20 protein-coding genes, 2 tRNA genes and 2 pseudogenes are annotated in these 25,171 nt (G+C 38.6%); 7 read left to right on the top strand and 17 right to left on the bottom strand.

Annotated elements, in window-relative coordinates; genetic code table 11:
* The first annotated feature begins 482 nt into the window (after positions 1-482).
* Entirely contained in the window at positions 483-3,959 is a 3,477-nt protein-coding gene (locus H6F39_RS20745; RefSeq protein ID WP_190396778.1) for a cadherin domain-containing protein, read from the top strand.
* A gap of 729 nt (positions 3,960-4,688) precedes the next feature.
* Here the strand turns inward: H6F39_RS20745 and H6F39_RS12045 are convergent.
* The 12 genes and pseudogenes from H6F39_RS12045 to H6F39_RS12100 all read right to left on the bottom strand — a co-directional run bounded on the left by H6F39_RS12045 (position 4,689) and on the right by H6F39_RS12100 (position 13,855).
* Positions 4,689-5,456: an MBL fold metallo-hydrolase gene (locus H6F39_RS12045; protein WP_137909093.1), complete on the bottom strand. Its 768-nt coding sequence runs from the start codon at positions 5,454-5,456 to the stop codon at positions 4,689-4,691.
* 12 nt (positions 5,457-5,468) lie between these two features.
* Positions 5,469-6,056 (bottom strand): aminodeoxychorismate/anthranilate synthase component II, encoded by a 588-nt coding sequence (locus H6F39_RS12050; protein WP_137909092.1) that lies wholly within the window; start codon positions 6,054-6,056, stop codon positions 5,469-5,471.
* A gap of 85 nt (positions 6,057-6,141) precedes the next feature.
* A complete protein-coding gene (locus tag H6F39_RS12055) occupies positions 6,142-6,597 on the bottom strand; it encodes a diacylglycerol kinase family protein (protein WP_137909091.1) in 456 nt (151 codons plus the stop codon).
* 140 nt (positions 6,598-6,737) lie between these two features.
* Positions 6,738-7,238: an rRNA maturation RNase YbeY gene (gene ybeY, locus H6F39_RS12060; RefSeq protein ID WP_137909090.1), complete on the bottom strand. Its 501-nt coding sequence runs from the start codon at positions 7,236-7,238 to the stop codon at positions 6,738-6,740.
* A 12-nt stretch (positions 7,239-7,250) separates the two neighbouring features.
* Positions 7,251-7,406, bottom strand: a complete 156-nt coding sequence (locus H6F39_RS12065) for a DUF3285 domain-containing protein (protein ID WP_071604830.1) — start codon at positions 7,404-7,406, stop codon at positions 7,251-7,253.
* Between the two features lie 276 nt (positions 7,407-7,682).
* Positions 7,683-8,796, bottom strand: a protein-coding gene (gene prfB / locus H6F39_RS12070; protein ID WP_190372713.1) for a peptide chain release factor 2 whose coding sequence is annotated in 2 segments (ribosomal slippage) — positions 7,683-8,723 and positions 8,725-8,796 — 1,113 coding nt in all. Because the reading frame shifts where the segments join, the coding sequence is not laid out codon by codon here.
* A gap of 107 nt (positions 8,797-8,903) precedes the next feature.
* Positions 8,904-10,967 carry a serine/threonine-protein kinase gene (locus H6F39_RS12075; RefSeq protein ID WP_190396779.1) on the bottom strand — a complete coding sequence of 688 codons (2,064 nt, stop codon included), beginning with the start codon at positions 10,965-10,967 and terminating at the stop codon, positions 8,904-8,906.
* A gap of 65 nt (positions 10,968-11,032) precedes the next feature.
* Entirely contained in the window at positions 11,033-11,701 is a 669-nt protein-coding gene (locus tag H6F39_RS12080; protein WP_190396780.1) for an N-acetylmannosamine-6-phosphate 2-epimerase, read from the bottom strand.
* A 35-nt stretch (positions 11,702-11,736) separates the two neighbouring features.
* Positions 11,737-12,162, bottom strand: a complete 426-nt coding sequence (locus H6F39_RS12085; RefSeq protein WP_028090246.1) for a PIN domain-containing protein — start codon at positions 12,160-12,162, stop codon at positions 11,737-11,739.
* Entirely contained in the window at positions 12,159-12,434 is a 276-nt protein-coding gene (locus H6F39_RS12090) for a hypothetical protein (RefSeq protein WP_028090247.1), read from the bottom strand. The genes H6F39_RS12085 and H6F39_RS12090 overlap by 4 nt, the downstream gene beginning before the upstream one ends.
* Before the next feature lie 39 nt (positions 12,435-12,473).
* On the bottom strand, positions 12,474-12,650 hold the full coding sequence (locus H6F39_RS12095) for an N-6 DNA methylase (RefSeq protein ID WP_199290919.1): 177 nt from the start codon (positions 12,648-12,650) through the stop codon (positions 12,474-12,476).
* A gap of 332 nt (positions 12,651-12,982) precedes the next feature.
* Positions 12,983-13,855 (bottom strand): annotated as a pseudogene (locus H6F39_RS12100) (Rpn family recombination-promoting nuclease/putative transposase).
* A 182-nt stretch (positions 13,856-14,037) separates the two neighbouring features.
* Here H6F39_RS12100 and cobN point away from each other — a divergent pair.
* On the top strand, positions 14,038-17,742 hold the full coding sequence (gene cobN, locus H6F39_RS12105; RefSeq protein ID WP_190396781.1) for a cobaltochelatase subunit CobN: 3,705 nt from the start codon (positions 14,038-14,040) through the stop codon (positions 17,740-17,742).
* A gap of 228 nt (positions 17,743-17,970) precedes the next feature.
* Here the strand turns inward: cobN and H6F39_RS12110 are convergent, their stop codons facing one another.
* The 4 genes from H6F39_RS12110 to lipA all read right to left on the bottom strand — a co-directional run bounded on the left by H6F39_RS12110 (position 17,971) and on the right by lipA (position 22,404).
* Positions 17,971-18,426: a Fur family transcriptional regulator gene (locus H6F39_RS12110; protein WP_028084223.1), complete on the bottom strand. Its 456-nt coding sequence runs from the start codon at positions 18,424-18,426 to the stop codon at positions 17,971-17,973.
* Between the two features lie 303 nt (positions 18,427-18,729).
* The gene (gene sigC / locus H6F39_RS12115; protein ID WP_190396782.1) at positions 18,730-19,977 is read right to left on the bottom strand and encodes an RNA polymerase sigma factor SigC; all 1,248 of its coding nucleotides are present in this window, start codon (positions 19,975-19,977) and stop codon (positions 18,730-18,732) included.
* 549 nt (positions 19,978-20,526) lie between these two features.
* Entirely contained in the window at positions 20,527-21,480 is a 954-nt protein-coding gene (locus H6F39_RS12120; RefSeq protein WP_137909083.1) for an NAD(P)H-dependent glycerol-3-phosphate dehydrogenase, read from the bottom strand.
* 54 nt (positions 21,481-21,534) lie between these two features.
* Positions 21,535-22,404, bottom strand: a complete 870-nt coding sequence (gene lipA / locus H6F39_RS12125) for a lipoyl synthase (RefSeq protein WP_190372711.1) — start codon at positions 22,402-22,404, stop codon at positions 21,535-21,537.
* 125 nt (positions 22,405-22,529) lie between these two features.
* On the opposite strand from lipA, the gene H6F39_RS12130 reads away from it, so the two are divergent.
* From H6F39_RS12130 to H6F39_RS21050, 5 genes and pseudogenes are all read left to right on the top strand, one after another.
* Positions 22,530-22,603 (top strand) — tRNA-Pro (locus H6F39_RS12130).
* 10 nt (positions 22,604-22,613) lie between these two features.
* Positions 22,614-23,132, top strand: a complete 519-nt coding sequence (locus H6F39_RS12135) for a type I restriction-modification enzyme R subunit C-terminal domain-containing protein (protein WP_162501205.1) — start codon at positions 22,614-22,616, stop codon at positions 23,130-23,132.
* 6 nt (positions 23,133-23,138) lie between these two features.
* Complete coding sequence (locus tag H6F39_RS12140; protein WP_190396783.1) at positions 23,139-23,891, top strand: GIY-YIG nuclease family protein; 753 nt, start codon at positions 23,139-23,141, stop codon at positions 23,889-23,891.
* Between the two features lie 210 nt (positions 23,892-24,101).
* Positions 24,102-24,740 carry a Uma2 family endonuclease gene (locus H6F39_RS12145; RefSeq protein ID WP_190396784.1) on the top strand — a complete coding sequence of 213 codons (639 nt, stop codon included), beginning with the start codon at positions 24,102-24,104 and terminating at the stop codon, positions 24,738-24,740.
* A 198-nt stretch (positions 24,741-24,938) separates the two neighbouring features.
* A pseudogene (locus H6F39_RS21050) lies at positions 24,939-25,112 on the top strand (hypothetical protein); the annotation flags it as partial.
* Here H6F39_RS21050 and H6F39_RS12150 read toward each other — a convergent pair.
* Positions 25,072-25,145: transfer RNA gene (locus tag H6F39_RS12150), tRNA-Met, on the bottom strand. The pseudogene H6F39_RS21050 and the gene H6F39_RS12150 sit on opposite strands and share 41 nt — an antisense overlap.
* Positions 25,146-25,171: the final 26 nt, after the last annotated feature.

The raw sequence follows: 25,171 nt of genomic DNA on the forward strand, positions 1-25,171 counted from the left end.
TCACTTTCCATGATTTTACTGGAAGCGATCGCTTTTTGGCTTGAGAATATAACGATCATATATAGGAATAATATTTGATTTTTGATAGCTTGCGTGGCGTAGCCATACAAGACTCAGTAGGTATCAATTCTGTCTTTCTTCCAGTTAAGAGTTCCCTGTTCCCTGACCACACAAGTAAGTTCACAGAATCAAACCAGATTCCTATATTTTACTGATAATTAACGGGTTACTTAAAAACTGGTTTCCTTTTACATTAAGGCTTTAATTCTCCTTTGGATCTCAAAATCAACGAACGGACAGTATTAACGCCAATTTCGGCTTAACCTAGGCTTAACCTAGGCTTAACCTAGGTTTAACCTAGGCTTAACTTTTTTTAAATTAGCATTATGTTATACTCTTTAGTGTCACTAAAAAAGTGATATTATAATAAGGTATTTTAGTTGTTTCTATTCTACCAATTTTATCACCAGGATCTAAAAACGATGCCTAACCAAGCCCCGACCAACTTAACCCTTAACAACAGCGCCTTTACTTTGACAATTAATGAAGGTGAAACAACAGTCTCTGATTTCATCAGCACTGACCCAGATACAGGAAAGACCTTTACCTATAGCTTAATTGCAGGGGTTGGTGACATCGATAACAGTTCATTTGATTTTGTTGGTAATCAACTCAGAACCCGGACATTACTTGATTTTGAAACCAAAAACAGTTACAGCATTAGAGTCAAGCAAATAGACCAAGATGAGTCAACCCTTGTAGAACGAAAATACAATATTAACGTTAACGACATTAACGAAGCGCCCACCGATTTATCTTATGACAACAACACTGACACCACTACAATTGATGAAGGTAAACCCATTGGTACAGTGGTTGGTAATCTCAGCAGCACTGACCAAGATACAGGAAACACCTTTACCTATAGTTTAGTCACTGGGGATGGTGCAACGGATAATAGTTTATTTAATATTACTGGAAATCAACTTAAAACCAACGCTGTATTTGACTTTGAAACCCAAACAATTTACAGCATTAGAGTCAAAACTGAAGACCAAGGTGGGTTATCCTTTGAGAAACAATTAAATATTACCGTTACTAACGTTAACGAAGCAGTCCCAGTTATTACCAGTGCTGCTACCGCCACCTTCGCCGAAAACGGTACAGGAACAGTTTATACCGTTATTGCCACCGATGCAGATGCAGGTACAACCCTGACCTATAGCTTATCCGGTACTGATGCTAACCTCTTTAACATCAACAGTAGCAACGGCGTTGTCACCTTCAAAACCGCTCCTAACTTTGAATTACCTAGTGATAACGGTGCAAATAACATTTATGACATCAGTGTTCTCGCTAATGATGGTACATTAACCGCCACAAAAGACGTAGCTATTACCGTTACCAACATTAACGACGCTCCTACTAACTTAACACTATCCACTAGCACCGTTGAGGAAAACAAGGCTGTTGGTACAGTGGTTGGTAATCTCACTAGCACAGGCCAAGATATAGGAAACACCTTTACCTATAGTTTAGTCACTGGGGATGGTGCAACGGATAATAGTTTATTTACTATTACTGGAAATCAACTTAAAACCAACTCCGTCTTTGACTTTGAAACCAAAAACAGTTACAGCATTAGAGTCAAAACCACAGACCAAAGTGGGTTATCTTTTGAGAGACAATTAACCATTGGAGTCAGTAACGTTAACGACGCTCCTACTAACTTAACACTATCCACTAGCACCGTTGAGGAAAACAAGGCTGTTGGTACAGTGGTTGGTAATCTCACTAGCACAGACCAAGATACAGGAAACACCTTTACTTATAGTTTAGTCACCGGAACAGGTGCAACGGATAATAGTTTATTTACTATTACTGGAAATCAACTTAAAACCAACGCTGTATTTGACTTTGAAACCCAAACAATTTACAGCATTAGAGTCAAAACCGAAGACCAAGATGGGTTATCTTTTGAGAGACAATTAAATATTAACGTTAACGACATTAATGAAGCACCCACTGATTTGTTGCTTGACAACACCGCAATTGATGAAGGTCAAACAGATGGTGTAATTGGTAATCTCATCAGCATAGACCCAGATACAGGAAACACCTTTACCTATAGTTTAGTTACAGGGGATGGTGACACCGAAAACAGTTTATTTAGTATTGTTGATAATCAACTCATAGCTAATACTGTATTTGACTTTGAAACCAAAAACAGTTACAGCATTAGAGTCAAAACCGAAGACCAAGATGGGTTATCTTTTGAGAGACAATTAAATATTAACGTTAACGACATTAATGAAGCACCCACTGATTTGTTGCTTGACAACACCGCAATTGCTGAAGGTCAAACAGATGGTGTAATTGGTAATCTCATCAGCATAGACCCAGATACAGGAAACACCTTTACCTATAGTTTAGTTACAGGGGATGGTGACACGGAAAACAGTTTATTTAGTATTGTTGATAATCAACTCATAGCTAATACTGTATTTGACTTTGAAACCCAAACAATTTACAGCATTAGAGTCAAAACCACAGACCAAGGTGGGTTATCTTTTGAGAGACAATTAAATATTAACGTTAACGACATTAATGAAGCACCCACTGATTTGTTGCTTGACAACAACACTGACACCACTACAATTGATGAAGGTAAACCCATTGGTACAGTGGTTGGTAATCTCAGCAGCACTGACCCAGATACAGGAAACACCTTTACCTATAGTTTAGTCACTGGGGATGGTGCAACGGATAATAGTTTATTTACCATTACTGGAAATCAGCTTAAAACCAACTCCGTCTTTGACTTTGAAACCAAAAACAGTTACAGCATTAGAGTCAAAACCACAGACCAAAATGGGTTATCTTTTGAGAGACAATTAACCATTGGTGTAACTAACGTTCCTGAACCTCCCACATTAAATAGACCTAGTAGTGGTAATACTTTCGTTTTAAAAGGTGACAGTAACGAAAGACTGGAAGTTAAATTAACAGGATACAACTCTAAACTCAATAGTGAGCTAGGAGTATTTACTGTTGATGATGCCAATGGTACAATAGATGGTATTGCACCCGATGCAGCAGGTTATACCGAGAAGGCGTTACAACGTGGTCAGGTAATTTTCTCTCTCCTTGGTAATTCTCCCGTTGGATTTAATCAATCTAGTCTCAGCAGGTTGTTAGAATTAAATTCTAATAGTAATTTGAGATTCTATTTGGTTAAGGATGGTTCAACGGATTCTGTACTCAACAATACCACTCCCAAAACTAATGTCCTCTTTGATATTTCTTCTAATGTTAGGACTACTACTTTAGGAAATGGCTTCTCCCTGGCTTGGGAAGATGGTTCTGGTAATACAGCTGGGTTTGAAGATTTGCAGGTAACAATTACCCCAACTGATATTATCCCAACTGATACAGTTATAAGCCAGGTTACAAGTCTGCAAAACAAACCCCAAGGAGAATTACTAGATTTGCGGGGTATCAATGGTCCGGTAAAAGCTGACTTTGTTGTCAACCGAGAAGCCGCTTATAACAACTTCGTTGGTTTTTATAAAGTCGCTGATGAGAATGGAGGTATTGATACCAATGGAGATGGTAGTGCTGATATCCTCCCAGAACAAGCTGGTTATGCTCAAGCCGCTGTTAGGGGGCGTGTTTCTGACCTTGCTTTGGCTGTCAATAACAACGGAACTGCGACTTTTAACAATAAGACTCTTCAAGGTGGTTCTGTCTTTGCGCCATTTATTATCACTAATGGTGGTACACCCGATAATTACGACAATATCAACTCCAGGATTTACTTCACCTTCGGCGCTGCTAACTCAGATGGTGTTGATCATGTGCGGCTTTTAGGTGATAATACCTTTGGTTTTGAAGACCTAACGGGTGGTGGTGACAAGGACTTTAATGATGTCATTGTTAAGGTCAACTTGACGGTATAGGTAAAATAAGCTATTACAGCCTATTTTAGGTTTATGATGTACACCCCTGACCTTCTCCTGATTTGGGGAGGGTGGGGTATTTTTGTATCTTAGGACTTACGCAAGTGTCATACCAAAAATCTGTTGTAGGGTGCGTCAGATATCAACAATCTGTTTATTTGCAGGTATGCAGTAGCAAAGCACCCTACCAATGTGCCAGTTGCGTAAGTCCTGTATCTTACAGCAAGTAGCTTTGAGTGAGGTACACCTGGTGCAGGCCAGATGCCCGCACCACGAGAGTTTTATTATTAATATCTGTACTTCATACAGCAAGTAGCTTTGAGTGAGGTACACCTGGTGCAGGCCAGATGCCCGCACCACGAGAGTTTTATTATTAATATCTGTACTTCATACAGCAAGTAGCTTTGAGTGAGGTACACCTGGTGCAGGCCAGATGCCCGCACCACGAGAGTTTTATTATTAATATCTGTACTTCATACAGCAAGTAGCTTTGAGTGAGGTACATCTGGTGCAGGCCAGATGCCCGCACCACAAGAGTTTTATTATTAATATCCGTACTTCATACAGCAAGTAGCTTTGAGTGAGGTACACCTGGTGCAGGCCAGATGCCCGCACCACGAGAGTTTTATTATTAATATCTGTACTTCATAATATCGGGAACTGCTGTATGAGTTTGAAATCTGCTATTAGATTCCTGATTTCTTCCAGGAGGGATCTCAATTCGTGATATCAAAATTTATAACTCAAAACCTGAATTTCCGTATTTTTCGGTAAATTCTGGGAGTTAATTACTATAGAGTCACTATTACTTCGGCGGATATTAACACCCTGCATTAAAGTCAAAAAATCATCTACTGGGGTGATGTCACACTGGTTTGTATCAGCGGCTGGAGTGCGGTAATGGGTGGGAATAACTAACTGAGGATTTAAGACGGTAATGGCTGCTTTTGCTTCTTGAGCATTGTAAGCTTTAGCACTACCACCTACGGGAATAAATAATACATCGGGACGACCCATGAGGATTTTTTGTTCTAGGGTCAGGGGTGCAGCACAGCCCCCTAAATGCAGTAAATTAAGTCCTGCTATGGTGAATTTCCAAGCCAGATTTTTCCCGAATCGTTTTCCATTGTGACGATCATGGTCTGTGGTAATTCCCTGAAAATTAACACCCCTAAATTCGTAAACCCCCGGTTGATAAACTAATTTGGGATTTCCCGGTAGTTCTTTTACATAACCTTCATCTAATAATTGACTACTAATTAATACCAAATCTGCCGCGACCTTTGGGGGACGATACTTAGCTGTACAGCCCAATGTCCGAAAGGGATTAATCAGAATTTTGACATTTCCAGTGGTGAATAAAAAGCAAGTATGTCCTAACCAATGAATTGATACACCGCTAGACTGAGCCTTTACTGAAACTGGCAGACCTAAGTTAGTCATTACAGAGGTTATTAAACCCGCCCCAGTATAGCCTATCAACTGTCGTCTTTTCATCTGTTTTTCCGTTTACAAGGTTCGCAGAAAATTTCTCAGCAATTCCTTACCCAAGGAAGTTAAAACACTTTCTGGATGAAATTGGACTCCTTGAATGTGAGGATAGTTCCGGTGTCTGACACCCATAATTGTACCATCTTCTACCCAAGCAGTAATTTCCAATACTTCTGGACAGGTTTCCCGCTCAATTACTAAACTATGATACCTGGTGGCGGTGAAGGGATTTTCTAACCCTTGAAAAATTCCTATTCCTTGGTGTGATACCTGGGAGGTTTTTCCGTGCATTAATTCTGGTGCAGAAACTATTTTACCACCGAAGACCTGACCAATACTTTGATGTCCTAAACACACCCCTAAAATCGGTAATTTTTCGCCAAATTGAGCGATCGCATCTAAGGAAATTCCCGCATCTTCTGGACGACCAGGACCGGGGGAAATGACTATTGCGTCTGGGTTTAAGGTTTTAATTTCATCTACAGTCATCTTATCATTTCGCACGATTTGGATATCATTGGCTACAGAGAAATCTGTGGCTAGTTCTCCGAAATACTGCACTAAATTATACGTAAAGCTGTCGTAATTATCAATAACTAATATCACAATTTTTGCCTAATTTCATTTTTCTTGAAAATATTTGAAAATATTCAAGACGTTTCCTAGAAACGTCTCTATTACAACCCGCTATCTAGAAATTGGACAGGATTAAAGTCGCTAAAGGGGGCAATAATAGTATAGTTGCGACTAATAATGCTACTAAAGCTGCTACAAGTACAGCCCCAGCCGCACAGTCTTTAGCAATTTTTGCCAATTCATGGTAGGATTGTTTGACGGTTAAGTCTACAATAGACTCAATGGCCGTATTCATTAACTCTAAGGTCAAAACTAACCCACTGGTAACAGCAATTATAGCTATTTCCACTGTTTCTAGACGTAAGAATAGACTCAAACTAATAGCCAAGGCGCAGACGGCTAAATGAATGCGAAAATTACGCTGGGTCTGAAAACCATAGATAATTCCAGCCCAAGCGTACTTAAAACTAACAAATAAATTAGAGGCAATTTGCCAGGAAAGTTCCCTGTCTTTAGACACAAGCGGTGGTAAGCTGTTACTTGTTGGTGATGACGAAAGTTTTGGGGACATAGATAAAAAAATATGATATATGACAGAGTAAGAATCTACCGATTTTCATAGCCGGATCAACTTTGAAGCAATTGTAGGCTATTTTAAATAGCGACACTATGAAGCAATCACTAAGATTCTTAATTTTAAATATACATATACTATACCTCTAAGTTAATAATCATACCTATCTTCTCAAGTAAGATAACTTGTTGCTGTAGCATTTCCATCAAACTCTGTTCATCAGGATGATCCCATCCTAACAAATGCAATAAACCATGAGCCGTTAACCAGGCTAATTCTGTGGATAAGCTATGTTCCTGCTGTTGTGCTTGTCGCTGTGCTGTATCTACAGAAACAATAATATCACCTAAATACAAGGGCATAGATCTGAGCATTTCCTCGCTTTGTGGTAAATTTGCTTCTAGAGATGCAAAGGCTAAAACGTCTGTAGGTTTATCCTGTTCACGGTATTGGGAATTGAGGGTTTGAATTTCTGTATCAGTTGTCAACCGCAAACTAACTTCATAACTAAGTGCAGTTGGTAGATAATCATTAAGAATTTCTAACCACTCCTGAAACCAATTTTCCCAAGTTTCGGGAGGAATTAGGGAAAAGTCGTCAAGACAATTTTCTAAATATAATTCCACTGGTAAAGGCACAATTTTTCCCCCTTAGCGGGTCAGATACGCTAAACCAACGAGGACAGATAATAGTCCTACAGCAGTTAACGCGAAGTGTTTGAGGGAAGTACCGCCTTTTCTAACCATGTTCCGCATGGCCAGCTTAACATAGCTGGGTTGGGGTTCTTTAGTAGGGGACTTGTCCATAGTTAATTTCTCCAATAATTTCCTTTATTACTTTAACAGGTTACGGGGAAATTAGGAGTCGGGAGTGCAGACTATTAACCTAAATTAAGCTATTACACAGCTAAATTAGACAATCCTCATATATAGCAATTCTCAACAAGACGTAAATACCTCTTTTTTTCTCTCTACCTCTGGGTTCTCTGTGTCCTCTGTGGTTCGTTCCCAAAAAGAGGATTGCTATTTTTAATCGCTGGCTATCCTGATTCTGATAGTATAACTAAGCGTCCCCTGCTTTCCCTAAGCTTCTACTATCTGATTTTCTTGTCTTAAATAGGCTTGGATAAACATATCAATCTCACCATTCATGATGTCGGTAATGGCTGTTGTTTCTACGTTTGTACGCAGGTCTTTAACCATCTGATAAGGATGAAATACATAGTTACGGATTTGATTACCCCAGGAGGCTTCTACCATATCACCGCGAATTTCCGCTATTTCTTGGGCGCGTTGTTCTTTGGCTATAATTAGTAGTTTAGCTTTGAGACGGGCTAGGGCTTTTTCTTTGTTTTGCAGTTGTGACCGTTCTTCTGTACAACGGACTGCTATCCCTGTGGGAATGTGAACTATGCGGACTGCGGTTTCTACTTTGTTGACGTTTTGTCCACCTTTACCACCAGAACGGGTGGTGGTAATTTCTAAATCTTTTTCGGGAATGTCTAATTTGACGGTATTATCTATTTGTGGCATCACTTCAACTCCCGCAAAACTGGTTTGTCGTTTACCGTTAGCATTAAAGGGAGAAATTCGTACTAAGCGATGAGTACCCATTTCAGAACGCAAATAACCATAGGCGTAGCGTCCGGTTATTTCTAGGGTGGCGGATTTAATACCCGCTTCGTCACCTTCGGATTCTTCTGCTAAGGTAACTTTATAACCATGATCTTCTCCCCAACGGGTATACATCCGCATTAACATAAATGCCCAGTCTTGCGCGTCTGTACCACCTGCACCAGCGTTAATTGTTAGGACTGCACTTTTATCGTCGTAGGGTCCAGAAAGTAGTTGTTGTAATTCCCATTGATCTAGATCATGATTGAGTTTGTTAATGGTAGACTCGGCTTCTTGCAATAGCGCTGTGTCTGTTTCTAGTTCCAATAGTTCAACAACTACCCTAGTATCGTCTAAATGGGAATGCCACTGGTAATATTGCTCTAAATGGGATTTTAGATCATTGAGTTCTTGTAGGGTGTTTTGGGCTTGGGTTTGGTCTTCCCAAAATTCTGTTTGGGCGGAAATTTGTTCTAAGTCGTGAATTTTGGCTTGGAGTGCGGGTACGTCAAAGATAGTCCTGGGTTTTACCCAGGCGGCTAGACAATGTTTCGATTTCGCGTTTTAGTTCTAATACGTCCATAATTTTGGCTACTGGCAGGGATGTGATATCTTTCTCAGTTAATTGGATAACTGGCATTTCATATTCTACTGGATTTTGGTCAGAAGAAAGAAGGGTTTACAATTTTATCATAGATTTTGGGTTAGGGCATTTTGGGCTTTTGTGCGGGCTTCTATAGCTTGTTGGTAGTCTGGTTTATATTCTATAGCTTTATCGTAGGATGCGATCGCCTCTTTGTATTGTTGCATATTTAATAGCGCATTGCCGCGACTATACCAACTTTCATAATGATTTGGTTTATAACGGATAGCTTTATTATAGGATGCGATCGCTTCTGGATATTTTTGCAAACTATATTGTGTATTTCCCAGGTTATACCACAGTAAATAATCATTTCCCTTTAAGGAAACAGCTTTTTTATAAGATTCTATGGCTTCTGGATAGCGTTTAACTTGATGTAATGCCCAACCCCGATTATACCATACTTGATACCGTCGAGGATTGGATTTAATCACTTGGTTAAAAGAATCAATGGCCTCTGGATATCTACGTAATGTCATCAATACATTACTTTTTGATAACAAAGCGGCAAAGTTACCCTGATTGTATTGTAGCACCTGATCATAAGCTTGCAGAGCAAATTCATAACGATTTAAATTCACCGAACAATTACCTAAATTATACAAAGCTAATTCATGATCTGGTTTTAATTCTATGGTTTTTTTGTAAGCTGTAATTGCTTCCTCATACTGTTTAAGATTTTGTAATGCCAATCCTTTTTTGTACCATAATTCAGAATTATCAGGTTGTAAATTAATTGCTTGTTCATAAGCCTTAACTGCATTATTATAGTTATTAATTTTTATAAAAACATCCCCTTTAGCTTGCCAAACTTGAGGAGCATCATTTTTGAGTTCTAAAGCTTTATCAAAAGTGGCAAGTGCTTCTGAATAACGTTTGAGATTTACTAAAACCAACCCGCGATTATTCCAAGCTTCTAAATAATCAGGTTGAAGTTGAATAGCTTTATCATAGACTATTAAAGCTTGTTCATATTTCTTTAGTTGAAATAATGCTTGACCTTGACCATACCAAGCTTGAGGATAATCAGGTTTAATATCTCCGGCTTTTTCATAAATTGTTAAAGCCTCTTGATAGCGTTGTAATTGCAGCAGAGTATTTGCCTGATGATATAATTCTATGGCATTTTTATTATTCAGGCGATTAATTATAAATATTCCACCGACAGCACCAATAACTAACACAAATATCCCCAAGGGTAATTTCCAGAATATCCCTTTTTTAACTGGGGAATTTTTAACTTGATTTGGTAAAGTTGCGGGAGAAAAAACTATTGTTTCCGATGTATTTTTATGCAAATTTTGTAAAGCTTGTAATGCTATTGTCGCTGAGGCATAACGTTGTCGAAAATCATAACATACCATTTGATTTAAAAATTGAGCAAATTCTGGGGATACCGTGGCGGAATTTTGCCAAATAATTTCATTAGTTTCGGGATCTTTTTCTAATTGTTCAGGGGATAATCCTGTTAAAGCTTGAATAGCAATAATTCCCAAAGCATAGATATCACTACTAAATTTGGGTGTTCCTTGTGCCTGTTCTCCAGGAGTATAACCTGGTGTGCCAATAGCGACAGTAGATTTAGTAGTATCCGGGGAATTTACTAATTTAGTCGTAATTTGTTTAACTGCACCAAAATCAATTAAAATTAGTTTACCATCTTGTTGTCGTCTCAGAATATTCCGAGGGTTAACATCACGATGAATTACTTTTTGTTGATGTACAAAATCCAAAATTTCTAAAATTTCTTGTACTAGGGAAATTACCTGATTTTCAGTAAAAATTGTACCTGAACTTAATTCTTGACTAAGGTTATTACCTACAATAAGTTCTTGCACCAGGTAAAATTCGGCATTTTCTTCAAAGTAAGCTAAAAGTTGGGGAATGCGGTCATGAGTCCCTAATTTATATAAAACTTGGGCTTCTGTGTCAAACAACCTTCTGGCTATTTCCAAAGTAGCAATATCACTAGACTGAGGTTTAAGTTTCTTAACTACACAATGCGGTAAACCGGGTAAATGCGTATCATTAGCAACATAAGTCTCGCCAAATCCGCCACCTCCCAGGTAATTGGTAATTTGGTATCTGCCCACAAGGGTGTTTCCTAGCATTTTATGAGCCTATTTGAATAATATGTTATATTATGACTATTTTGCCACAGAAAAATGAGAAGATTTTAATTTTCCAATGCCAAATTATAAGCTTTAACTAACAAATCAATGCCGGTAATTGCTCCACCCACAACAACAGCATTAGAGCCTAAATCTAAGGCTTTTTTGGCCATTTGTGGTGAAGAAATACCACCCTCACAAATCACAAAAGTGTCAAGATTTTCTACTATTTTAGTCAGTAATTCCCAACCAGGAGGAGAAAAGTCTTGAGTTTCCCCAGTGTAGCCAAAAAGAGTAGTTCCCACAATATCCGCACCTGCATTAACAGCTAATTGTGCTGCTTGATATGTATCTACATCTGCCATAACCGGCTTATTTAGTTGATCATGAATCAAATTAATAATATTTGTTAACTTTTCATCACCGGGACGATATCTAGTAGTAGCATCTATAGCTATAATATCAGCACCTGCTGCTGCTACGGCCACAGCGTGATGAAATTGTGGTGTAATATATACATCAGAACCAGTTATTACTTGTTTCCAAAGTCCGATAATGGGAACTTGGACTTTTTTCCGCACCGCTTGGATATGAATAGGTGTGTCAATTCTCACTCCTACAGCCCCATTATTCACTGCTGCTTGTGCCATTGCAGAAATTACATAAGGATCATGTAATGGGGAGTTTATGGGTGCTTGACAGGAAACGATTAATCCTTTTGGTAAGTTAGTCATGTTTGATATTGTCTAAAAGTTGTAATAAAATACTGTCAGTCATGCTTTATTTCTTGAATAATGCTTAGTAATTCAGTTGGACTATAAATAAGCAAACTAGCAGTTTTAAAATCCTTGCTATTTCGAGTTACAAAACCATCAACACCCGCATAAATGCCTGAATGATATAAAACAGCATCCTCAAAATCAGAAAAATCTGAATTTATCGCCGCTTTCAATATCAGATCATTAACCTCTGCAATCGCAAATAAATTAAGCAATTGATTAATAGAAACCTTGGCTGACTGCTTTCCTATTGATTTAGTTAACAAATAATCAATCGTAGTTATCGTTGTCGCACAAAGATAACCTTGAATAATTTGCTGCTCAACAGCATTAAATAAATTAATAGAGAAGCTAACGAAAGGCTCACGCTCTAGCAAAATATCAAGAACAATATTGGTATCAAATACAATTTTCAAAGATACTTCTCCTCTAAATGTTTTTTATAGTCTGCTACATCAACATGATAACCTTTCAAAACACCAACTAGCGATCGCGTAATTGGCAAAATTTCATCATTGCTAGTTTGGTGTAACAATTCTCTCTGTTCAATTAATAAATCATGGGTGGCTCGTCTGCTTTGCTCTTCTAATAACATTTTTTCCACAGCTTTCTGTACTAATAGCTGCATATCAGGCATTTCCAAAAGTTGTTTTCCCAATTCATCAGGTAACTCAATTTTAACTTGCATAAAATCCTCCATTAAAACGGCGGTTTAATTCCTAATTCTTCACAGAATAATACAATTATAGCATCTGTTACCTGACACCGTTTTTTGATTCTTGCCATCTTTCACAGTTTCACCTAAACTAGAAGCATCAATCAAAACTACATCATTCTTATTTCCCTTATCAATAAACAAAATAGAAACATTTGTTCCCGTCCTCGCAAAAATGTTACTCGGCATGGATACCACACCTTAACATTTTTTCATCTACTAATTTTGTCGGAATTGCTTTATCAATACCCGACTGTGCGGTAGATAACAAGGTTTTCAGACTGATATGAAAATACCGTGATAATTATTCCAGACTATGGTAATTATACCATAGATAAATCACTTAGTAAAGTGCGATTCTAATAATTTTATCTAATTTCAATAATTTTTGATCACTTCTAGTAAATTCAGTAAAAGGTTTAACTGGTAATATATATGCCTGAGATGTTTGTTTATTAAATTAATATCTACATAGATTATTCCCCCCAAACCCAGGGGAATACTAATGTGAAAGCGGAAGTTTAATTTATTTGTATTTGCATAAATTCCCGCAATTCATCAAGACTATTTACAGTTAAAATGCTCCTTTGGATGTTTTTTAACTGTTCTAAATCAGCAACCTGTGATATTTTGGGCATAAATTGTAAACCTTCTTGACTAAATTTTATCTCTAGACTTAGTTCAATGGATGACAGTATAGCTCGTCTTTCACCCAGTTTTTCGCCCCGCTTTTCACCTTCTCTGAAAATCTGTTGATACCAAGGAGACTCTTGTAATATTGCCATATCCCACCTCATGATTTGTTGAACTAAGGCGCTATCTAGTACAAAGGTAGCAAAAAAAGCCATAACTGTTTCCAACTGGCTTAATTTTTCATCAGCACGAAGCATTTGCAATGCTTGTCTAACTGTTGATTCTTCTCCACCACCTTTGAGAATTGGTACAAAGGGAAGTAGCGAGGGAATAGGTTGACTCAAAGCTATTTTTACATCAACTTCCTAAGGATTGATCACTTGGTAGTCTTGTCGCGCTTGTAAGCCAGCAAACTCTGATTCATAGCGTTTGGGAATTTCTGTTTCACTTTCTTTGAGAATGTTAATTAATACAGGGTATGTGGGAAGATCATATTTTTCCTCTGCTAGTGCTGCATAGGCCCGCATTCTTTTGGGCATTTCTGGCTTATAGCGTAATTGTAACTCATTGAGAACAAGAAATTCGTCGTACTGGGGACTGGTGGCTTTGACTAATACATCACTTTCTCTGCTTATCCATTGAAATTCGGAATTAAGAATTTCTCCGGTGGTAATGTCGGGGATTTGTGTTACCCATTTTACCCAATTTTCAGGATTGAGGCTGATTAATTTTTTGGTGCTGATATCGGCTTTTTTGACCATCAGGGATTACTATAAATTACTGGCTATGGTTTTGAATTTATCTGATAAATTTGCCACTGTTATCAATGTTAAACTAGGATTTACTGATGAATTTATTTATTGTCTTATTTAAGGATAACGTTAAAAATCTCCCAAATTTCCCAACTCAAAATTTCCATTATTTCCATTATTAATCACCAATTATGCACCGTATAAATGCTACTGCTGGAGGCTGGAATCAGTCAGAGGGTTTATTTTTCCTAGAACAAACTATAGCACCATTTGTATTGATTACAGCAGCAGATACTGATATTCAAACTCTAGGAACTGTAGTTTCTAAATTACCTGATGAATTTCCAGAAATTCGAGTCGCTAATTTATTACAACTACAACAACAAGTAAGTATAGATGATTATAGCGAACAAGTATTAGAATCAGCGCAAGTAATTGTTCTGCGTCTTATTGGTGGAAGTTCTTATTGGAATTATGGTCTAGAAGTTATACAGGAAATTGGAGAACGTAATGGTACAACCTTAATTATAATGCCAGGAGATGACGGACTTGATCTTGATTTAATCTCTAAATCTACAATTGCTCCAGAAATTGTCCAGAAAATCTGGCAATATTTTCAAGAAGGTGGTACAGAAAATTTCCTCAATGCTTTAAAATTTATCGCTGATACGGCTTTATTAACAGAATTTAATCCTCTACCTCCACAACCTGTTCCCCGTGTGGGTTTGTATGAGTGGAAAGAAGAAAAAAAAGAACTTTTACCAATTCAGCCTAAAGTTGGGATTTTGTTTTATCGCGCTCATTATTTATCAGGAAATACTAAAGTTATTGATGCTTTGTGTAATGCTTTGTTAGAGAAAAATTTACAACCTGTACCAGTTTTTGTCTCTTCATTGCGTGAACCGGGTGTAAGTGATAAATTATGTGCATGGTTTACAGATGAAGATGGGGTAAATATTAGTTTATTAATGAATACCACTAGTTTTTCCCTAGCGCAATTAGAAACAGAAACACCGCTTGAACTTTGGGAAAAATTAGATGTCCCGGTTTTGCAAGTAATTCTTTGTGCTAGTTCCATTGAACAATGGGAATCAGAATCACAAGGTTTAACACCCCGTGATATTGCTATAAATGTGGCTTTACCAGAAGTAGACGGACGGATTATTAGTAGGGCTGTATCCTTCAAAACTTTGCAAGCTCGAAATCACAAATTAGAAACCGATATTGTAGTTTATGAACCCTTGAGCGATCGCATTGAATTTGTCACCCAACTGGCTGCAAATTGGGTACGATTGCGGGTAAAAATGCCCTCAGAACGGCAATTAGCCTTAATTTTAGCAAATTACCCCAACACCAACGGAAGGCTGGCCAATGGCGTAGGATTGGACAGTCCTGCCAGTTGTGTGGAAATTCTCAAAGCTTTAAAATTAGCTGGTTATGAAGTAGGAAATATTCCCGAAACTGGAGAGGAATTAATTCAAATTCTCACATCTGGTGTTACAAATGATCCCGAAGGAAGAGACTGGAAACCAATAAATCAAAGTCTTTCAGCAGCCGAATATCAAAAATATTTTGCTACTTTACCAGCAAATATACAACAGGAAATTATTGAACGGTGGGGAGCAGTAGAAACAATTGAAAATTGGGCAATTTCGGGAATTAAATTTGGTAATATTTTTGTAGGTGTTCAACCATCAAGAGGTTATGATCTTGATCCGAGTTTGAATTATCATGCACCAGATTTAGAACCAACACATAATTATTTAGCCTTTTATCATTGGCTGCGAGAATCTTTGGCTGCGGATGCCATAATTCATCTAGGAAAACATGGTAACTTAGAATGGCTACCGGGTAAAAGTGTCGCCTTATCTAATAATTGTTATCCAGAAATTGCCTTGGGACCAATGCCCCATTTATATCCATTTATTGTCAATGATCCTGGTGAGGGTTCACAGGCTAAAAGACGCGCCCAAGCAGTAATTATTGATCACTTAACACCGCCCATGACAAGGGCGCAATTATATGGAGGATTGCAACAAGTAGAAAACCTCATTGATGAATATTACGAAGCCGAAAGTTTAGATCCTTCCAGATTAGCAATAATTAGCGATCGCATCAAAGAATTAGTCATCAAAGAAAACCTATATAAAGACTTAGGAATTACCAACCCCAAAGACATCACCAACTTTGAAACCTTAATCTTAAACTCCCTAGACGGTTACTTGTGCGAACTCAAAGAAGCCCAAATCCGCGACGGCCTACACATATTCGGCCAATGTCCCCAAGGAACCCAACTAAGAGATTTAATAGTAGCGATCGCCCGCATCCCCAACCGCTATTCTATAGGTATTACCCGCACCATAGCCAAACAATGGGGATTAGACATAGATCCCCTCACCGATGACCTGTCAACGCCCCTGTCTGGGTCTGTGCGCCTCTGTGAGAGACTTAAATCCTGTCATATCATTGGGGATGTCGTTGAACTCCTAGAAATAGAAGCCGCCCATTTAGTAGAAAAAATCATAGCCGGAACAGAAAACCAAAACTGGATTAGCGACAAACTCCTCCCGTCCCTGCAAAAAACTAGTGAAGAAATCACCAACCTGCTCCGGGGACTTGACGGAAAATACGTTAAAAGTGGTGCTTCCGGCGCACCGACACGCGGCCGTCCCGAAGTTCTGCCCACAGGTAAAAACTTTTACGCTGTTGATATTCGTGCCATTCCCACGGAAACGGCCTGGGATATTGGGAGAAAAGCGGCTGAAACCCTGATTGAAACCTACACCCAAGCAAATGGAGAATATCCTAAAACTCTCGCTTTATCGGTTTGGGGTACGGCTACCATGCGGACTGGTGGTGATGATTTAGCGGAGGCTTTAGCTTTACTCGGTGTTAAACCTGTGTGGGATGGTGTAGCGCGACGGGTGATAGATTTTGAAATATTACCTTTGGCGGTTGTGGGTCGTCCCCGTGTGGATGTTACTCTGAGAATATCGGGTTTTTTCCGGGATGCTTTTCCTAATTTAATCACTTTATTTGATCAAGCTGTAAAAGCGGTTTCAGCTTTAAATGAACCCCCTGATCAAAATCCCCTCGCAGATATGGTTCGTCATGAAACTGAACAATGGACTCAACAGGGTTTATCTTTAGATTTAGCACAAGAGCGATCGCAATATCGCGTTTTTGGTTCTCAACCTGGCGCTTATGGGGCGGGACTCCAAGGTTTAATGGCTTCCCAAAATTGGCAAAATGACGAGGATTTAGCCCAAGCTTACACAAATTGGAGCGCTTACGCCTATTCTTCTGGTCAGGAAACAGGGAATAAAAATGTGGAAGCTTTTGAACAACGTTTAAAGCAAATGCAAATCGTCCTCCACAATCAAGATAACCGCGAACATGATTTACTTGATTCTGATGATTATTATCAATTTCAAGGTGGTTTAACCGCCGCTGTGCGTTCTCTTCAGGGTAAAAATCCCGAAACCTATTTTGGCGATAATTCCAATACACTCCAGCCCAAAATTCGCCAACTGAGTTCAGAAATTGCCAGGGTGTACCGAACGCGAGTCGTTAATCCTAAATGGATAGCTGGAGTTATGCGTCACGGTTATAAGGGTGCATTTGAAATGGCCGCAACGGTAGATTTTCTTTTCGCTTACGATGCTACGGCCCAATGTGTGGAGGATTATATGTATCAAGGTGTCTTTGAAGCATATTTAGAAGATGCCACTGTTTGTGAATTTATTCACAACAAAAACCCTTGGGCGTTACGTGATATTGCGGAAAGACTACTAGAGGCAAACCAGCGCGGTTTATGGCAGAATGTGGCTATACAAACACTAGAAAACCTCCGCAATTTAGTCCATCAAGCAGAAGCCACCATTGAAGAAAAATAACTGACCAATTGGTAATGGGTAATTGGTAATTGGTAATGGGTAATGGGTAATTGGTAATGGGTAATTGGTAGTTAATTTCTGTCACCTGTCACCTGTAACCTGTCACCTGTAACCTGTCCCCGTGGCGTAGCACCTGTAACCTGTCCCCGTGGCGTAGCACCTGTCACCTGTAACCTGTAACCTGTCACCTCTAACCTGTAACCTGTAACCTGTCACTTCCCTTAGTTTCTAAATAGGCATTAATGCCCTTTGGCACTTAGGGCATACAGCATGAATGGTCATTTGACAATCTAATAAATGGTAACCTTCTTTTTGCGCTGTTTTTCCCCCAATTTTTAAAATAGAGTCATTTTTAAACTCGATAGTCGAGTTACAGCGCACACAAATTAGGTGATGATGGTGATGGGGATAAGGTTGATTGATTTCATAATGTTTATGTCCTTCCCCCAATTCTAACTCCCGCAAAATCCCCATTCTCGCCATTAACTTTAAAGTCCGGTAGATAGTTGATAAACTAATACCTTCACCGTCAGTCTCTAAGCGATGATAGAGATCCTCTGCACTTAAATGCTCACCTTGGGGGAGTTCTTGGAAAATATGTAGAATTGTTTCCCGCTGTGGAGTTAAACGCCAACCACGGTCGTTTAGTTCTGCTTTGAGTGAACCAGTTGTGTAGACAGTCATACTAAATTTTCTCAACAAAGCTCATTAATTGAGAATATAACAAATCTTTGTCCCAATTTGCAACAATCATTGCTTATTGAGAATATTTACTAGTTGAGAGGGGACAGGGGACAGGGGACAGGGGACAGGGGACAGGGGACAGGGGACAGGTGACAGGGGACAGGGGACAGGTGACAGGGGACAGGTGACAGGGGAAAGGGGAAAGGGGAAAGGGGACAGGGGACAGGGGACAGGGAACAGGGAACAGGGGACGGGTGACAGGTGACAGAAATTAACTACCCATTACCCATTACCCATTACTTTCTAACTTAAAGACTCTAGATAGTCGCGGACAAGGTTACGGCGCTTGGGTTGACGAAGTTTCTGCAAAGCCTTTGATTCAATTTGTCTCACTCTTTCTCGTGATAGGTCAAGGGCTCGGCCAATTTCTGATAAAGAGTAAGAATGACCATCGGACAAGCCGAAGCGCATGGAAACAACATCACGCTCCCGGTCGGTTAAATCGTCCAGAAGACTATACAAATCTTTATGTAAAGATTCCCGCATTAAGGTCTCTTCAGGGGTAATGTTATCAGTTTCTAGCAATTCCCCCAATTCAGTATCTTTATCTTTTCCTACTTTGGTTTCTAAAGACACAGAACGAGGAACTCTCAATAACACTTCCCGGACTTGGGCTTGTGTCATATCTAACTCAATTGCCAGGTCTTCTAAAGTAGGTGTGCGACCTTTTTCTTGGGCAATTTTCCGTTGCGCTTTTTTAATTTTGTTCAGTTTTTCGGTAATATGGACAGGAAGGCGAATGGTACGACTAGAAGTAGCGATCGCTCTGGTAATTCCTTGACGAATCCACCAATAAGCATAGGTACTAAAACGATAACCTTTAGTGGGGTCAAATTTCTCAACGGCTCGTTCTAAACCTAAAGTCCCTTCTTGAACTAAGTCTAACAATTCCAAACCACGATTTTGATATTTTTTCGCCACAGATACCACCAAACGCAAATTCGCTTTAATCATCTGGGATTTAGCTTGTAGTCCTTGACTTTGAATTTGCTCTAGTTCTTCCACGGTTAACTGAGCGATTTCTGCCCAGCGTCTTTTACCATTTGCTAAAGTGGGTTTGAGATCGGATAATTTTATCCCCGCAGTAGCTGCCCACCGTTCTAAAGAAGGGCGGTGTCCTAACTCCGAAGCCAAACGCTCCTGGACTTCAATTAATCGCAAATAAGGGATAATGATCGCATCTCCCTCCTGGGCTGCTAAACTAAGCACTACTCGCATCCGTAAGTTTCGCTGTACTTTTTGAGCTTCGGAAACTTCTTCATCTTTTCCTAATAACCGGACTCGACCAATTTCTTGCAGATAGAGACGAACTAGGTCTGTACTGTTGCGGTTAACTTGAGCGGGTAAATCAGATTCAACTACAGGGATATCTAAATCTGGTAAATCATCTAGGGATAACTCACTTTCATCACTACTGATTTCGAGATCCATAGGTACGCTTTGATTTTCGCTATCGTAGTCGGTATTTTTATAAACGGATGTTGCTGGCATAATGTCTCAAGTTGCTCCAGGTAACAATAAATTAAGGGCAGTTAAAATTAGGATCAAATCAACGGTTGCTATTCCGTAATTTCTCATCAAATAAAACAGTTTAGTCTTCGATGTACAATTAGTGGCAAAACTTTGTACTAGTGTAAGTAGGCATAAAGGAAGAAAACTTAATTTATCAGCTTTTGCACCTTTTTTAAACTTGATAGTTATTTTTGCCGCACTCGACTGCCTGAAAAGAATATATTTTAACGATTTTTTCCGTTGTAATAGCATCAGGAACTAATAGCTATTCTAATTTTCAGTCCAACTTTCAATTAGAAGTTACCTACTAGTCAAAATTACCATTTTTAGAGATATTTACAGTGATTTTTCTAACTGATTATAGTGTCAAAAACATACTTTTGATCATGATGTTTATAAACTACATGGTCATATTTACATCATTCAAAACGTAATTTCCTGACAATTTGGCAAATTCTTTCCGGGACTGAAAGCAGTAATCATTTAATTTTCATTGCAGACCTGACTCTGTAAGCATTTTACCTTTACTTACCACATTTGTTCTTTGGGAAAATCATCAAATTCCGGTTTAATATCTCGTAACATAAGTTGATCTAATGCTTGTTGAGGTGTAACTTCTCCTTCCAGTAGTTGATAAACTTGTTCGCTAATAGGAATAGCAATACTTCGTTGTTGTGCAATTTCCATTAATACCCGACAAGTGTTTACACCTTCCGCTATTCCAGGAAGACCCGCTAAAATTTCTTTGAGCGTTTTTCCATGAGCTAACTGATAACCAAGTTGATAATTGCGACTTAAAGGGCTGTTACAGGTAGCCAGTAAGTCTCCTAGACCGGATAAACCATAAAATGTTTCCGTTTTCGCGCCTAAATTCTTGCCAATTCGCACTATTTCGGTTAAGCCACGGGTGACTAAAGCGGCTTTAGCATTTGTTCCTAAGTTTAGCCCATCACATACACCAGCAGCGATCGCTATTACATTTTTTAGCGTTCCTCCTAATTCTACTCCCACAGGGTCAGGATTAGTATAAACACGAAAACGACTGGAAGAAAATACTAATTGTACACTTTGGGCGGCATTGATATTTTTACTAGCTACTACGGTTGCTGCTGGTAATTCCCGGACAATTTCCTGGGATAAATTCGGACCTGATAAGACAACAACGGGATGATTAGGAAAAATTTCTTGCCAAATTTGCGAAGGTGTGTATGTTGTTTTGGGTTCTAATCCTTTAGTTGCGGTGACAAAGATTGTCTCTGGAGACACAGGAGAAGATTGTACCACAGAAGCTACATCTCTTACTCCTTGCATAGAAATAGCTGATAAGACTATGTGGGCATTTTCCAGTACACTGACTAAGGATTGTGATCCCTGACGTGACCATAAATGCACCTGATTACCATTAATTGCTGCTAATTTGGCCAGGGCTGTACCCCAAGCACCAGCACCAAGAATCACGACAGATTTTACACTTTGACTCACTTCGATTCACTCATGGAGAATAGGGAATAGGTGTTAAGAAGCGACCACCAGGGGTTACCTTGGATAACGTTTCATTAATTCTCTGACTTGCTCTGCATGATAGGAGCTTCTTGTCAATGGTGAAGAAACAACTTGTAAAAATCCTAATTCTTCTCCAAAAGTTTGCCAAGCTGCAAACTGTGTTGGCGTAATAAAATCAGATACTTGCAAGTGTTTTTGAGTAGGTTGGAGATATTGCCCAATTGTCAAAATATCACAATCTACCCTTCTGAGGTCTTCCATAACTTGACGCACTTCTGCGTCTGTTTCACCTAAACCGACCATAATACCAGATTTTGTGTAAGTTTTAGGAGAAATTTGCCGGGAGCGTTGTAATAATTCCATAGTCCGCTCATAATTACCTTGGGGACGCACACGACGATATAAACGGGAAATAGTTTCTGTATTGTGGTTCAGTACCTCTGGTTTAGCTTGGAGAATTATCTCTAAAGCTTGCCAATTACCGCATAAATCAGGAATTAATACTTCTATGGTAGTATGAGGTGAAATATCATGAATAGCATGAATACATTTAACAAATTGAGACGCACCACCATCAGGTAAATCATCTCGATTTACGGAAGTAATCACGACGTGATTAAGCTGCATTCTGCTGACTGCTTCCGCTAGTCTTATAGGTTCAGTGGGATCTAAGGGCTGGGGTTTTTTTTCAAAGTCAATATCACAGTAAGGACAAGCTCTGGTGCAAGCAGGACCCATAATCAAAAATGTAGCAGTACCAGCATTGAAGCATTCACCAATGTTAGGACAAGAAGCTTCTTCGCAAACGGTATTCAGGGCTAAATCCCGCAAAATCTCCTTAACGTTACCAACACGCTCCCATTGAGGTGCTTTTACCCGCAACCAGTCTGGTTTTACAGTCACAGTCTACTTTTACCATTTTAGTTATACAAGTCTTATCCTAGCAAGCAAAGACATCTCCGGCGGCAGAAAAATTTGTTATTTTTTGCTAATTGTGGTATGATGGTTCTAAATTACCATTTCTATGGCGGGATGTGGCGCAGCTTGGTAGCGCACTTCGTTCGGGACGAAGGGGCCGCTGGTTCGAATCCAGTCATCCCGATTTACTGTTATTGTCACTTGCCAAAGATAATCAACTGCGTTTGTCTAAATTAATTGATTATACCAGAGAACAAGTTAGGACTCTCTATCGTTCTACTATAGAAATACAACAACGCTGGGCTGTTCCTGAAGAACGGGCAGAAATTATTGATTTACTGGCAGATAGGGGAATTGATTTTGATGAGTTAAAAGCAGTAACTAATCTTTCCGAAGCTGATCCTTTTGATTTATTATGTTATGTAGCCTTTGATGCTCCGGTGTTGACTTGCAAACAACGGGCTGAAAGGTTGCGTCGTGGTAAGTCTGACTTTTTTGAACAATATGGGGAGGAAGCCAGGGCAATTTTAGAGATTCTTTTGGATAAGTATGCTGAAAAGGCTGTTGAGGAGTTTAATATTACCACGACTTTTAAGGCTAATCGGGAGTTTGCTAATTATGGTAATGTAATTGAAATTGCTGAACGGTTTGGGGGTGTTCAGGAGTTGAGGGACGCGGTAAATCAGTTACAAAGTTTACTTGATTCAGCATAGGAGTTAATGATGTTTACGGAAGAATATATTAAAGATATACATTGTGGTTCAGGAGTACTTCTTAGAAGAATATTAATGAATTTCTCAAAAGAATTTATTAATGATACAAATAGTGGTTCTTCAGAATTTATGAATTGGATTAAAACAAGAGAAACAGATAGACCAAATTTACCAACACAGGATGGAGAAATTGATTACTGGGAAATTTTCATGCAACAGCAAAATATATTAATTTCTTCAGTAGATGATTTGAAAAAACATAGATATGACGTTATTCCCAGTAATCCTCGATTTATCGAGAATGAACAAAAAATAGGTAAACCTATAATTAGGATTTATGAAGACGAATATGGTATATCAATAGCCTATATTCCTAACAGAGTAGAAACAGTTTATTTCTTTCAAAAGGAAAACATAAACAGTTTTATAAAATACAATGAATCTAAATATTTAGGAATTTATTTTCTGGTCGGAAAAGATAACAATAAAAACACTAGAGTTTATGTAGGACAATCACAAGAGATTTCTACAAGATTAAATCAGCATATCAATAAAAAAAAATTCTGGATAGATACTTATGTGCTAGTTAGCATAACTAATAGCTTGAATAAAGCACAAGGTGATTATTTAGAAAAGAAATTCATCGAATTATTATTAAAGTCACCAGAGATTACTTTAGATAATACTTATACCTATCAGAAAAATAACAAAAATACAGCTTCAAAAAATTCAGGATCAGGTAAAACAGTTTCAAACTGAAGAACAAAATCAGCGCGACATTGCTAAGGAACAGAAGGCCAAAGGGAACGCTATTTACTGGGCAATTTATAATCTTGACGGCAAAAATCCCAATAATCAGACGGATTTTGAACATTTAGCGCCTGAGCAACTGGTAAATGATATCCTAGAGAAAGATCGGCGGGTTGCTGGAATTATGTCTGAGATTAAAGCAATTTTGGAGCAGTGACAATGTTAGGTTTACTAGAAAAGTTGAGTTGCTGGGAAGAATTAACAAGTCAATCAGTATTAGATAATGTTGATTCTGACCAGATTTTACTGATGAATGGGATTAACTGGAATATATATGAGATACTGTTACAGAGATTTGAAAGTATTTCTCATTATCGCTTTAAATATTTAGAAGGTACTTTAGAAATAATGTCTCCTAGTCGTCGTCATGAGTTTGATAAAAAGATTATTGCTTTATTATTAGAAACTTATTTTATAGAAAAAGATATTGATTTTTATCCTTTAGGTTCAACTACTGTTAGAAAGGAAGCAGCCGCTAGAGGTATTGAACCGGATGAATGTTATTGTTTTGATTCGGAAAAATCTATTCCTGATTTGGCTATTGAGGTGGTTGTGACGAGTGGGGGAATTGATGATTTATTAATTTATCAAGGTTTGGGTGTACCGGAAGTTTGGTTTTGGCAGAATCATCAATTTTCGTTATATTTTCTCCGGGGTGATAAGTATGAGAAAATATTAAAAAGTGAATTTTTACCGGGTTTAGATTTAACTCTGTTGGCAAGTTTGCTTTTGTCTGGTGGAAAACCAAAGGATTTAATCTCAAAGTTCCGTGAAAACATCCGTCGGGGCGATTCGTGAATTGCCACTACGAATATACAAATATACAAATATATACAAATATATACAAATACAGCAGTTTCCGATATTATGAAGTACAGATATTAATAATAAAACTTTTGTGGTGCGGGCATACTTCGACCAAGCTCAGTACAAGTCTTGCCCGCACAAGGTGTACCTCACTCAAAGCTACTTGCTGTAATATAATGGCGACAATTTAGAACGTTATGCGAAAGTAAATCGGAAAAGTTTAATAGGGATTTCCGCGCTATTAGTAGATGGGAAGCAACAAGCCAAATTTGTTTTGATTGTGGCTACAAGTTGGGTAAACTTGATTTAAAAATTTGGAAAATGGCTCAGGTCAGATTTGAACTGACGACCCCAGGCTTATGAGTCCCGTACTCTAACCAACTGAGCTACTGAGCCGCGTTGTTTAACCAACTCTTATTAAT

Source organism: Dolichospermum sp. FACHB-1250 (assembly GCF_014696335.1).
In the GTDB taxonomy this organism is placed as follows: Bacteria; Cyanobacteriota; Cyanobacteriia; order Cyanobacteriales; family Nostocaceae; genus Dolichospermum; species Dolichospermum planctonicum.